At 40.3% G+C, this 12,761-nt stretch carries 14 protein-coding genes and 1 riboswitch; of the genes, 1 reads left to right on the forward strand and 13 read right to left on the reverse strand.

Features of this window, described 5'->3' with window-relative positions; all coding sequences use genetic code 11:
- Positions 1-4: 4 nt before the first annotated feature.
- The 4 genes from thiS to ACNJYY_RS20300 form a co-directional block, all read right to left on the reverse strand.
- A complete protein-coding gene (gene thiS / locus ACNJYY_RS20285; protein WP_416731919.1) occupies positions 5-199 on the reverse strand; it encodes a sulfur carrier protein ThiS in 195 nt (64 codons plus the stop codon).
- A 5-nt stretch (positions 200-204) separates the two neighbouring features.
- Positions 205-1,272, reverse strand: a complete 1,068-nt coding sequence (gene thiO / locus ACNJYY_RS20290) for a glycine oxidase ThiO (RefSeq protein WP_416729902.1) — start codon at positions 1,270-1,272, stop codon at positions 205-207.
- Entirely contained in the window at positions 1,256-1,876 is a 621-nt protein-coding gene (gene tenI / locus ACNJYY_RS20295; RefSeq protein ID WP_416729903.1) for a thiazole tautomerase TenI, read from the reverse strand. Before tenI ends, thiO begins: the two co-directional genes overlap by 17 nt.
- Positions 1,877-1,944: 68 nt before the next feature.
- Positions 1,945-2,051, reverse strand: a riboswitch (TPP riboswitch).
- 66 nt (positions 2,052-2,117) lie between these two features.
- A complete protein-coding gene (locus ACNJYY_RS20300; protein ID WP_416729904.1) occupies positions 2,118-3,416 on the reverse strand; it encodes a YjiH family protein in 1,299 nt (432 codons plus the stop codon).
- Between the two features lie 202 nt (positions 3,417-3,618).
- Between ACNJYY_RS20300 and ACNJYY_RS20305 the strand changes: the two genes are divergently transcribed.
- On the forward strand, positions 3,619-3,885 hold the full coding sequence (locus ACNJYY_RS20305) for a hypothetical protein (protein ID WP_416729905.1): 267 nt from the start codon (positions 3,619-3,621) through the stop codon (positions 3,883-3,885).
- 33 nt (positions 3,886-3,918) lie between these two features.
- Here the strand turns inward: ACNJYY_RS20305 and ACNJYY_RS20310 are convergent, their stop codons facing one another.
- The 9 genes from ACNJYY_RS20310 to yhfZ are packed head-to-tail and all read right to left on the reverse strand — an operon-like array spanning position 3,919 to position 12,703.
- The gene (locus ACNJYY_RS20310) at positions 3,919-5,208 is read right to left on the reverse strand and encodes a serine hydrolase (protein ID WP_416729906.1); all 1,290 of its coding nucleotides are present in this window, start codon (positions 5,206-5,208) and stop codon (positions 3,919-3,921) included.
- 35 nt (positions 5,209-5,243) lie between these two features.
- Positions 5,244-6,437 (reverse strand): phosphopentomutase, encoded by a 1,194-nt coding sequence (locus ACNJYY_RS20315; protein ID WP_416729907.1) that lies wholly within the window; start codon positions 6,435-6,437, stop codon positions 5,244-5,246.
- Between the two features lie 3 nt (positions 6,438-6,440).
- Positions 6,441-7,601, reverse strand: a complete 1,161-nt coding sequence (locus ACNJYY_RS20320) for a YhfX family PLP-dependent enzyme (RefSeq protein WP_416729908.1) — start codon at positions 7,599-7,601, stop codon at positions 6,441-6,443.
- A 7-nt stretch (positions 7,602-7,608) separates the two neighbouring features.
- Positions 7,609-8,721 carry an aminotransferase class V-fold PLP-dependent enzyme gene (locus ACNJYY_RS20325; protein WP_416729909.1) on the reverse strand — a complete coding sequence of 371 codons (1,113 nt, stop codon included), beginning with the start codon at positions 8,719-8,721 and terminating at the stop codon, positions 7,609-7,611.
- 6 nt (positions 8,722-8,727) lie between these two features.
- Positions 8,728-9,651 carry a phosphotriesterase family protein gene (locus ACNJYY_RS20330; RefSeq protein ID WP_416729910.1) on the reverse strand — a complete coding sequence of 308 codons (924 nt, stop codon included), beginning with the start codon at positions 9,649-9,651 and terminating at the stop codon, positions 8,728-8,730.
- Between the two features lie 10 nt (positions 9,652-9,661).
- A complete protein-coding gene (locus ACNJYY_RS20335; RefSeq protein ID WP_416729911.1) occupies positions 9,662-10,960 on the reverse strand; it encodes a YhfT family protein in 1,299 nt (432 codons plus the stop codon).
- Between the two features lie 30 nt (positions 10,961-10,990).
- The gene (locus ACNJYY_RS20340) at positions 10,991-11,356 is read right to left on the reverse strand and encodes a DUF2620 domain-containing protein (protein WP_416729912.1); all 366 of its coding nucleotides are present in this window, start codon (positions 11,354-11,356) and stop codon (positions 10,991-10,993) included.
- A gap of 22 nt (positions 11,357-11,378) precedes the next feature.
- The gene (locus tag ACNJYY_RS20345; protein WP_416731920.1) at positions 11,379-11,717 is read right to left on the reverse strand and encodes a PRD domain-containing protein; all 339 of its coding nucleotides are present in this window, start codon (positions 11,715-11,717) and stop codon (positions 11,379-11,381) included.
- Between the two features lie 59 nt (positions 11,718-11,776).
- On the reverse strand, positions 11,777-12,703 hold the full coding sequence (gene yhfZ, locus ACNJYY_RS20350; protein WP_416729913.1) for a GntR family transcriptional regulator YhfZ: 927 nt from the start codon (positions 12,701-12,703) through the stop codon (positions 11,777-11,779).
- Positions 12,704-12,761 lie beyond the last annotated feature (58 nt).

Below are 12,761 nucleotides of genomic sequence, written 5' to 3' on the forward strand. Positions count from 1 at the left end.
ACAATCAACCTCCGCCAACGAATCGAACAAGTTCGATCTTATCGTTTTCTTTTATTTGCGTTTCTCTTTGTTTCTGATTATCAATAATATCTTCGTTCACTTCTGCAATCACAACTTGGTCATGTAAATTAAGGTGCTTCAGCAGATCAGTAATCGACTCCAAAGTATTAGGCACCATGACCTCTTCTCCATTTATCATAAGTTTCACGAATGATATACCTCGCTTTCCATATAATCGGCAATCCTTTTTCCAGTTATGGCGGAAAGCAGAATGCCGTTTCGGTAATGTCCTGTCGCAAGAATGAGTCCCTCTTTATGTGGAGACGGACCGATATAAGGAACTCCTGATTCTGTTTGGGGACGGATACCTCCCCATGCTTTTTCAAAACTAGCCCTACTTAGTTCAGGAATGATCTGTTTCGCCTTCTCCATCAATTCAAAGAGACCTGAAAATGTAACTTCTTCATCAAAGACGTGCGGTGTACTTGTCGCGCCAACAAAAATTCGATTTTCACGCTTTGGAACGAGGTAACAGTTTTTGTATTTTACCGTACCTGTGAGTAGTGGACGCTTTGTTTTAAAAGAAAGACATTCCCCTTTTACCGGCACCATTTGTAGTGAATGCTCTAGATCAGAGCTCCACACCCCACAAGCTACTATGACGGAATCAGCATGAAACGTTTCCTTCTTTGTTACAACACCTGTCACCTTGTTGCCAGTTTGAAGAAGCTGAGCCACTTCGGTGTGCTCTTTTATCTCGGCACCGAGAATTTCAGCGGAATGATATAGGGCACGAGTAAGCTTAACAGGTGACACTTGAGCATCTTTTTCAAAATAGAGAGCTCCCTTTACAAGTGGCGACAACGCAGGTTCTTTCCTAAGCAGGTCGTGTGCCGGGAGCCAGAAAACGGCTTCACCTTGATCTTGACGCTTGGCCGCTGCTCTTTTTAAACCAACCTCTTCTTCCTCTGTAAACGCGAGTTCATAGATTCCCTCCTGGATTAATTCGATGTCTATCCCACAAACATCGAAAAGCTCCTGTGATAAAGAGCTGAAGGAATCCCGACTTTCTTTTGCGAGCACATAGAGTGGATGATCGGTCTCAAACTCCATCTCTGCACCGAGCATGCCGGCTGCAGCACTTGACGCCTTGCTTCCTATGGTTTCTTTTTCAATAAGCAGCACACGTTTGTTTTGTTTAGAAAGCTCATAGGCGATGAAACAGCCGATCACGCCGCCTCCAATAATGATGGCATCATACGTTGTGCGCATCCCACACCTCCAGTTGTTGTTTGTACAGTCTTACAGCTTGCAGTGATGATTTTGCTTCTAAAATACCTGACATGACGGCGATTCCAGATGCACCCGTTTCAATGACATTCCGTACGTTTTCTGGTGTGATGCCTCCGATCGCGATGACCGGAAGTGTAGTTTGATCCACTACACGTTGAAGCTGATCTAACCCTCTTGGCTCTGCATCACGTTTGGAAGATGTCTTAAAAATATGACCATACATGATGAAGTCGGCGCCGTTTTGTTCAGCATACTGTGCTTCTGAAACAGAATGGACAGAGCAGCCAATCTTCATTTCTGGCAGAGCTCTTCGCACTTGTGACACATCTAAACTGTGATGTGCCACCTGAACACCTTTTACGCCTGTGCAAAGTGCTATATCCACTCGATCATTTACGATGATTTTAGAGGAAGGCACTCCTGCTTTCTGAAGACGTTCAATAAGATGACTGACTTCTTTGGCAGATTTTGTTTTTTCCCGTACATGCAGCATCGTCATATACGGATGAATGATAGCAGCTATTTTTACCAACTCTTCAACACTTTGCCTTCCCGTAGTAATCACATGAAGCTGTTTTTCCACAATAAAAAACCACCTCCTTATGCAGCAAAGAGGTGGTTTCACAGTTTTTAGTATTTATAGAGAAGTATCTGATCCACACACCACTTCCCTACGCTGGTTCTAACCAAATCAGGTTCCAAGGGTCTTAAAGTTCACTTTAATCTCAGCCTTAACAAAGGCACCCCTAGTGGTGAAATACTATTTAGTTTTATATACTACTATTCTATCGATAAAGGGCTTTCATAACAACCAGTAAAAGTATTTATAGGAATAAATAAGCTAGCGGAGTCGCTATAATCAATGCCAAAATCGTGCGTTGGAACCAGATAATTAGTAGTTTTGGAACACTGATTGGGATGTCTGTCGAGAGTACACACGGGATACTTGCGGATAAAAATAGAATGGAAGCTACGGATACGACGCCGATTACGAATTTCGTGACAAGTGCCGCTTCCGCTACTAAAAGTGCAGGCAGGAACATTTCAGCAACACCGATGGAAGCCGCTTTTGCAGCAAGCATGGCATCGGGAAGCTGCAGCGCCCATGTGATCGGATAGAAAACGTAGCCCAACCAGTCAAAAACAGGCGTGTATTCTGCCAACAAAAGGGCGATTAAACCGACACTCATAATGGAAGGCAATATACTCATCGCCATCAGGAAACCGTCTTTTAAATTCGACCAGATATTAGTTAAGAATGCAGGAGCATTCTGAGAGGAATCCATCGCGTTTCTCCAAGCCGTTTGCAGGTATTTCTCATTCACCTCTTCTTCAGGCTGACCTTTCCCACCTGAATACGTATCATCCATCCTGCTCAACGGACGAATCCTCACTGTGATAGCCGTTACTAAGAAAGTGACCACAAGCGTCGTCCAGAAGTAGGTGTTCCACATTTCCATCAGCCCTAACGTTTTTGCCACAATGATCATGAACGTTGCAGAAACGGTAGAGAACCCTGTTGCAATGATTGCTGCTTCTTTTACCGTATACTTTCCTTCTTTAAACACGCGGTTCGTGATAAGCAGACCGATCGAATAGCTGCCGACGAAAGAAGCGACGGCATCGACTGCTGATCTGCCCGGCGTTTTCCAGATGGGTCTCATGATTTTTTGCACAAGCACTCCGATAAACTCCATCAGACCATATCCTACAATAAACGCTAGGAAAACGGCTCCGATTGGAACGAGCAATCCAACAGGAATCACGAGTTTCTCAAATAGGAACGGTCCCATGTTCGGATCGCTTAACCAGCTCGGACCCCATTCAAAGTAAAGCAGAACAGCTGCTACGAGACCTACAACTTTTAGCAATGAGAAGGTGGTCGTGACTCGGTCTTTGTTCCACGTTTTTGTGTAGAACGGATAAACAGCACCGAGCAATATGACGAGCAATGCATAAAGCGGCACTGCTTCACCCGCCGTATCTCTTACCCACGTTACAAGGTGATCGAGTGGGATCGACGATTTTCCTTTCACTGTGATCGGAATGAAGAACATGAAAATACCAACTGCACTGAACAAAAGAAATTTTAATGAATGAGACCAAGTACCTGCAGTTTTCATTACTTCCAACTCCCTTTCCGCTTAATAAGCCTGCACTTGTCAGGCTCTCTCTACATCTTATCGGGACAAAGTTCGAAATATGACGAGTCATGCTTGTACAATTTTTATAAGTTATCTTCCCTTTTTGTGTCTTTATATGTCTGATGACAACGTGTCTAGGGAATAACATTGACATAATCAAAAAAACAGGAGTGTTTTGTGCATGAAGTATTTTATCAATGTGAACAAAAGTGTAGAAGAAGAGTATGGAAAAATGTTTGTATATGATCCTGAGCGCAACAAGGAGAACGAAGACGAGCTGGAAGTGTTAAACAATCTAGACGAACAAGATAAAGGAAAACCTTATATTTTTCCGAAAACCTTCTTGTTAGAAGTTTCAGCTGAGGATTATGAGAGGTATGCTGAGGCGAAGAGAAGAAATGAAGATGTACAATCAGTTACTGAGGCAATATTTAATAGGTATAAATGATATAAGAGCTGCCGAATATGGCAGCTCTTATTTTTATTCATTAATAGATGCGTAAACAATGTTCGCAATCTCTTTAGACAGTGGACCCGTACTATGATAAGAACCATTTGCTTTAGGGCCGTTATTTTGTTTATTAGTTAAAAGAATAATTTGCAGGTTGTATTTAGGATCGAAAATTACTTGTGTTCCAGTAAACCCGGTATGTCCAAATGCATTGTCAGAATATAAGTCACCCATGTACCAGTTCTTCTGTCTTTCCCACCCATAACCTTGACCAAACGCTTGATCCGAAGTGAATTCATTAATTACTTCTTCATCATAAAGCTTTGTTTTGCCGTACGAACCGCCATTCAGCATGAGCTGTCCTAACTTGGCAAGATCTTTTGCTGTTGAAAATAGACCGGCATGTCCTGCAACGCCACCATTGCCATAAAAGCTGTTACCATCGTTAACTTCACCTATCAGCGTGTAGTCTCTCCATCCTTTAAATAAATCCGGACTTTCTTCCACATCATAACCGAAATCTGGATCATCAATCATTTTGTATTCATAAGGATTACCCCAGGAAGTAGCGGCTATTTTTTTCTTGTTTACATGATCAGGTGTAAACATCGTATGCTTCATTTTAAGAGGCTGATAGATTTCAGATTCGAGATACACATCCAGCTTTTTATTTGTTATCTCTTCAATAATAAACCCTAATGTCATAAAGCTAAAATCACTATATCTTCTGTCTGTACCTGTTTCATAAGCTAACGGCAGCTGGTTAATATAATTTAGGACTCCTTCAGGTGTTTGAACAAATAGATAAGTAGGATACCAAGGTGTAAGTCCTGATGTATGAGTTAAGAGGTCAGCAATCGTTATATGGCCCTTTCCATTTGCTCCGAATTCAGGTATATATTTGGTCACTTTGTCATCAACTGAGAGTTTTCCTTCACTTACGAGTTTCATAATGCCTTGTGTTGTACCCATTACCTTGGTAACAGATGCTAAATCGAACATTGTGTCTTTTTTCATCGGATTAGGCTTGTCCAACAACTCACCCATGTCATACTTTAATGCATAACCATAGGCACTCTCTTTTACAATTTTCCCGTCTTTCACGATTAAAAGAGTGGCACCAGGGGTTATTCCATCGGCTATGGCTTTTTCCACAACTTGATCTACTTCTGACAGCTTTTCCGCATCCATTCCAACTCGTTTTGGTGTTCCATAAGAAAGTTTAGTAGCTTTAGTGTGTGCGTGAGCAGTATTCATATTTCCTAATAATGTTACAAAGCAAAGAGTGATAAACATCATAACAGATAACGTTTTTCTCATCTTTAAATCCTCCTGTATTTTTATTTAGGAATCTACTAAGCTCTTTTTATTTCTTTTAAGAAGCTTTTACCATACTCTGGCTGAGGTACACCTGCCAATTCTGCCATAGTTGCTGCAATATCAGCCATTGTAGTTCTCACTTCAAGATTAACGGGAGTAATCTTTTCTCCGATAACAAGAAGCGGTGTTTGCTCTCTTGTATGATTGGAGTGTCCGATGGTTGGATCGTTTCCGTGATCTCCCGTAATAAATAAAACATCCTCGTCACTCATCTCTTTTATAAACTCTCCGATGAATCGATCTGACACTTCCAAAACTTCTTTATACCAGTTCACATCTTGTTTGTGTCCAGCAAGATCGGTCTCTTGAACATTCACTAAAAAGACCGCATTATCCTCAGCTTTTCTGTAGTGGTGTCTATATGTTCTCAAGACATCTTTCGTTTCGACGACTGGATCCTTAAAACCGGAAGCTTGTATAACGTCCGCTGTTTTTCCAATTCGATACACCGGGACGTGATTGGCTTCAGCAATATATGGGAACTGCTTATGAAAGTCTACTCCATAACCTAAGTGCAGCACATGATAGCCTTCTCCGTAAACGTTCGTTTTTGGACTGTCAACTCCCCATTGACTGCCGTTCTTTTTAGTCACTGCTGAAAGTATATCCACTATATCTGACTTTTTATTTCCAAAGACAATCACCCTGCTCGTATCAACACAGCTTCTAACCACTCGACCGATCTTGCTCGCTTCCTCAAACGTAATCTGATTGAGATCACAAACAACGTTAATAATATTACCTGGCGAAGACTCTAAATTATCGCCTACGACAATACAGCCATTAACAAGCAGTATACTTCCACCTTCAATAGGAACTGAAACGTGACAACCTTCTTCTTCCAGACATTTTTTAATATGATCTCCTACATCATTCATGAATCTATTTTGAGGAATGCCAGGTTTGCTGCCCATCAGCTCTTGATGCCCCATGTATGTATCAGCACCATGATGAGCAAGATTGTTTTTCCCATATGCAGCTTTAGGTTCCCCTTCGTTATCAACAAGTCTGCACAAACCTAACTCATATAAAAATGGTATATGAAGTTTGGTCGCTGCTCTTAAATGCTTATAGGTGTTTGCATTCATGTCTTCGGGCTTTACTTCTGCACAATCATCCATAGCTCCAATTCCAAACCCATCCAGTATAAGTAGTGAGATTTTTCCCATGCTTTACATCCCTCTTCTCTGAAAATAAACGACCTTCGGTGACAGGGAATCTACTCCTTCCACAAAAGCAATATGGGCTCTAGTCACAAATATTTGTGCACGAAACGCATAAATAGCCGTATCTCCCACTTGCATATCCTTCTGCCGTTTTAGACAACCGTAATAATCAATGTTTTCATTAGAGATATTTTGAATTGGTGTACTTTTACCTAGAATGGTTTCGTTATTTCCGTAAATGGCATTCTCCATATTGGAGCGGGAATAGTAACCTCCCGCTATCGTGTATCCATTATTTTCATCCATATGGGAAACTTCTGATACATAAACCATAGACGGGACTTCTTTTTGTTTTTCATCATAAGCATGAAGTGGCGTCGTTCCAGTTATGGCATGACCAGGTTCTCCATGTGTAATGCCATACTTTCTTAATAAAGGTATCGTGTGGCAGCTCGTAGAACTTGGTGCGTTTAATTGCTTTACTTTAATCCCGAGGTTATCAAAGATTTCTCTTCCTTTTAAAAGCGTGTGTAGATTTGGTGTAAATTCATATTCCAAATGAGATGTATTTAACTGCATAATAGGAAAGTTGGTTAAACCGGTAATATGAATTCCCGGCAATGCTTGTATTTCCTTTGCAACGGATTCTAAATCACAAAGTGGAATACCACCAAATTGCCCCGGATAGATCAAATCGTCTTCACCAACTACACGTAAAATCACATCTTGTTTATTACCGAGTTTTGCAGCTTCACGAGATAGCTGCACTGCTCTTTCAAAGGAAAAGAGAGTAATAACTTCTGGCTGCAATTCAGTAAGTACGCGTTTCCATTGATGTTTTCCAGGCTGAACGAGATGACCAACATTTCCGATCTTACAGCGATTATCAATCAGATTGTTTGCCTCATCAATATCTACAGCCACTGCTTTTTCAATACCGTTTTTTTCTATAAAATTTCCGATAAAACCGCTTCTGCCTATCTGCTTAGTCATGTAATAAAGGCATATGTCGTGTTCTTTTGCCGTCTTTTTTAAACTCTGTACATTGGAAGAGAGGCTGTCCAGATCGATTACATAAGTGTTAGGTGGTATCAGTCCCTCTTGATGCAATCTGGTAGCTGTTCGTATTAATGCTGGGTTTCTTTTGATGGTCATCTGTAAAAACATGGTGTACTCACCCCCTTATCTCTGCAAACACTTCTTTTAAGATTCGGATGATTGTATCAGCTGATGATTTCATTGGATTGATACGTATACCAAAATTTTTTAATTCAGGATTACTTTCAATAAAGCTTCCTGACACACGGTAAATCATTGGCAGCAACTCATATTTAGACTCTGCACCTACTGGATATGTTGCAGCACCATGTGCAGACGCCTTAGCAATAACCTCTTGTGCGATTGGTATTTCTAACTCAAGGATGACGTTTTTTGACTGTGAATTTGTGATGTATGCTTCCTTCACAAACGGTAGTTCGTTTTTGTTAAGTCTGTCACATAAAAGTTCGACTTGCTCGTTTTGAATGGCTAGCATCACAGGTGCAAATGCCATACTGCGGAGTAGTTCATGAGCTTCATGACCTTGTACCTGTCCGCCACCTGAATAGTTCTGTAGATGTATTTTTTCAATAAGACTAGTTGAACCGAGGATGATGCCTATTCCTTCAGGTCCCAACAGTTTAAACCCAGAAAACGTTGAAACGTCCGCTCCATACTCAACTCCGATTCCTTTCATCTTCATAGCACAATAATTATCATCTACGATCACACACAGTTCTGGCCTTAGTGTTTTTACTTTTTGAATCACACCTTTTATGGAATAAGTATCTGTGGGTTGTTGCCTGGCATGTTGAATATAAAAAACTTTGGAACTACGATCAGCCTCTAGCACAGTTCTTAGCTGTTGTTCATCGTTAAAATTTACAGGGTTTTGTTTTAGTCCCATTAAATGAAAGGTATCTTTTGTCGTTGTATACATGGGTGCAGTATGTACAATAACCGAATCACCTGGCTGCACAACCTTACTTAATGCAATTCTTATAGCTCCTGTGCCGCTTCCTCTTACTAATGCACAGGCTTCTGTGTTAAAAGTGGCAGATAAAACTTGCTCCACAAGAGCCGTTGTTTTCGGACGATTATGTTCAGGATGCAGTCCTACATCGCCAGTTTCAAAAAAGGAATTATACTTAAACACTTTCGTTACATTATCGAGCAACTTAAACTGCAATTCAGTTGCTTCTTTTATTGTTAGGTTCGGAAGTATGGAATCTGCATATTTTTGTGTCAACGTGAATCATCCTTCCCTGCTGTGTATACTAAATGCTTTTTGCGGATTTTTGACTAGCAGTTTATTTATTACATCTTCTGCAACTCCCTCTTGTCGCAGCGTCGGAATAAATGTACGCAGCACAACATCGTATCCTTGGCCACCGAAAGCTGTTAAATGCGATCTGCGGGTTAAGTCACTTGAAAGAAGAAGTTGATCTTCAAATCCTTTACCAATAAAAGCTAGCAATGACCGTAATCGGTCTTCATCACTCCGATAATTCGTTTTCCCGATGGTATCCAGAGCAACAAACGCCCCACTTGCCAGCACTTCAAGAACAATTTCATCTGATGTATTTAAATCTTGATGACCAATAATGACTTGATTAAGGGGCAGATTTTCTCTTTGGAACAACTCTACTTGTTCTAACGCACATGTGCCAAGAGTGGTATGTGTAGATAATGGCAGTCCAGATTGCTTGGCTGCTTCGATTGCACCATGAAACAGCTCCACCTCAATCGGCTTAAATTCGTTCAAACTGCTGCCGATCTCCCCAATAACTCCTGGTTTTATTCCTGTACTTTCAATTCCTTCAACAATTTCACTTATCATCCAACACGCCAAATGGTCTCTGTTCCAAGTTAATTTTTCGTCAGGAACGAACGGATCTTTGTAACACCCCGTGCTTGCTATGATATGCAGATCCAATCTTCTGCTCATTTCTTGCAGCTTGGTAACATCACGGCCCATACCATCATTCGTTACTTCAATTATAGATTGACCACCTAGCCTCTTAAAATGTTGCAGATCCTCGATTACAGCCTCTATATCTTGTAATCTTGTATCTTCATCTTTTTTTATTCGACTCAAATCAACATAAAGGTGTTCGTGACAAGCACAAACACCTAAATGATCAGCAGGTATCTTTCCTAAAACAGTTTGAACATACATCTTCTCTCTCCTATCCAGCTGGAGGCGTAAAGAGTCCTAAGAGCACCAGAATATTTCCAATAATGCCAACAGCTATTGCTCCTACAGGTCCAACCGCCATTCTGACAATCGGTCTGCCTGCAACTTCATTCAGTAAATAAAATCCTGCGATGGCGAAAAATCCGAATCCGGGAACGATCGCGTTTGCAGCATTTGCTCCACCAATTAAAAGTGCTACTTCCAACACTCGGGTCATTGCAGTACGAATATTTTCTCCTGAAGCACGGATTCCAGGATAACGATCTAATAGTTTTGCGAGCTTCGTTAATAACATAACTTCAGCAAAAATAATCACTGCACCAAGAATGGCTGCAATAATTGGATTTGGTGTGAAAATTCCAGCTCCAAATACAAAGGTGAAACCAACCGGACCGTACACACCCGTTGCGATTGCTGTACTCGCAATAAGGGGAACAAAGCCAATCGCCTTAGCGAGAGATGCGATTCCACCTTCAGAAATTTTTCCTTCTGCTAAAAGGTTTAAAGAAATAGGGTCACCTGCAATAAGTAATAGGTTGGTAGCAGCCGCAACTAAAGCTCCACTAAGCATGAGAACCCAAACATATTTTTTAATTTTCGCTACTCGCTCGGTAAAAAGAGTAGCAAGAGTTGATAAATTCTGATCATCTGATTTTTCACGCACTGCAAAGGCGATTAAGAAAAACATACCTACAACAAGAGCGATACCTTCTGGACTTAAAACAACAGGTGTACCATCAATTTTAAGAAGCTGTTCTGTGTTAGAGAAAACAATAAGCTGACGTGCAATAGCTGCCGCCAAAAATGTAATAATACCTTTTTTAACCCCAAATTGTAGTGCAATAGCTATGGCAGGAAACACCATGAAAGCAACGACTACAGGCTCACCGACTTTATTAAATCCTTCTACAAAGTTTAAAGGCAATAATTTGAATGCATCAACAACTGCTTGAAGACCAAGATAGATGCCTACTCCATAAAGAGCACCTGCTACACCGGCTAGAACCGACGTAACCTTTCCTCTTTGAAACGTAAGACCAATAATATCAGTACCAAGTAAAATACTGTGGATTAAAATAATACTTCCTGCGATGGAAATGGGTATGCCAAAACCAATAACGAGCCCAAAACTCATTGCAAATGCCGTGACACCAAGCTCTTTGCGACTCATTCTGCCTTCTAAGTTTTCGGGAACAATAGGACGCAGCCCATCATTGAAAACAGCTATACCTAAGTTCGCCATTACAGCTGCCAAACCACCAATACAAGCCATTAAAATAATCTCTAACATACACTAACCCCTCCCCCTATATGGGTAACCCTATACTTGCTGCTTCAGTAATGCGTCCATTAAATATTCAACAGCCTTTTCTTTGTGATCTCCTGTGAAACCGAATGCTTTTGCACCACCGCTAACACTTTCTTCTACCTTTTCTTTTACTGGTGGCTTACCGGGCATAGAGATCGTGGCACACTGCGGCTTTCCTAATAACGCAATTGCCATTGCCAATGCTCCGCCTCCTCCAGTATGGCAAGCACCAAAATAATAATCAGCACCTCCAGATTTGAGCAACATTGCCGCATCTAGATCATTTTTTACAATCACTTGGACTGAATCACCTCCAAATTTTTTCACTAGTTGTTCAATCTCTGCCTTCTCTACTTGGCCACCGACTACAATCTTCAATTTAATTCCTCCTTTTTAATCATTAAGCGGATAAAACCGTTACAAAATGCATCAATAAGAATTCTCTTTCCTCGCTAGGTATTGATTTTTCCATTTCACTTTCAATCCATTTAACACGTTGTTTGGCTTCCTCTATACAGGAAGAGGTATAAATTTCACTCATGACCTCTTCTGGTGGAGGATAAAGCTCCTCATTTCTTTCCATCCTTGTAACCGCCATTGCTAGATGGGTAATGAGCATGGTGTACTTATCCTCGTTTTCGGTAGTTACGAATTTATTTATCGTTTTTTTACAAATGGATTCAGCTTGGTCAGTTATACTGTCCGCAGATCTTAAAATTTGAAGTCTAGTATTTAACACATTCAATAGATACACCACCAATGTACAGTTTTTTGTATTTTGATGCTAAAAAGAGATTATTAATATCTAGGTATATGTTTGCCTTCTTCCACCTTTTGTTGCATTGTTTTTAGTTCAGTAACAGATAAAAGGTGTAGTAAGTATTTTAGCTTCTTATTGCTCTTATTAATTACACAGACGGCTTCTGTAATCTGTTGTTCCTCTCTACTGGCAAGAGCAGATGAGAGTGGGGCTGTATGATACATCTCTGAATCAATTTCATCCGTATTCCAGATAGCAGCATCAATAGATTTTGCTTTGAGGTGCTGAAGAAGGTGCATATAGTTTAGATCAATGTACTTAACATCCAGATGCTTGGTTTCAGCCATTGTTAATGTTTTCTGATCAGTTGAAAATGAGTCAATTCCTATCTTCATTCCTTTTTTTATTTTGTTGTTTTTTCCATCTGCAAAAATAACAGCATGTTTTGATACGTAAGTGTTCATTCCAAAAGCTAATGCAATATCTAATTCTTTATTTTCTTTAATGGCTTCTACCGCCGAATATTTGGACACAAGAGCAAAATCATATCTTCCTTCTTTTACTCCCTCCAGTCTTAATTTTGCTCCCCTCATGAATGCAATATTAAGATTCACATCTAACTTCTCAAATTCAGAATTAAATCCAGATGCAAGTCCTTCGTATTTTTTTGAATAGGGAAGTGGCATAACTCCAATAATTCTAGATGTCCCAGCGTACTTTAAAAGATTAGGTACATCTTTGTTTCTCAAAAATGTTCCTAAATGCCCTCGTGATTCTAGCTTGATACAGGAAACAGATTCTAAGTTTTTTAATGCTGTCTGGATTGTTCCCCTGCCAACCTGATATTTCTCCGCGAGTTCGCCGATCTTAGGGATTCTTTCATTTACATCAACAAATAGCAGTTCTTCCGCAACCTTTTGAAGGATACGTACTTTTTTTGAATATAAAGGTTCATAGATTTCCATATCATCACTCTTGTACAGTTTTTTGTATATTGCACTTCGTACATTACCATAATATGAA

The sequence above is a fragment of the Fictibacillus tiangongensis genome, from assembly GCF_048083785.1.
Lineage (GTDB): Bacteria > Bacillota > Bacilli > Bacillales > Fictibacillaceae > Fictibacillus.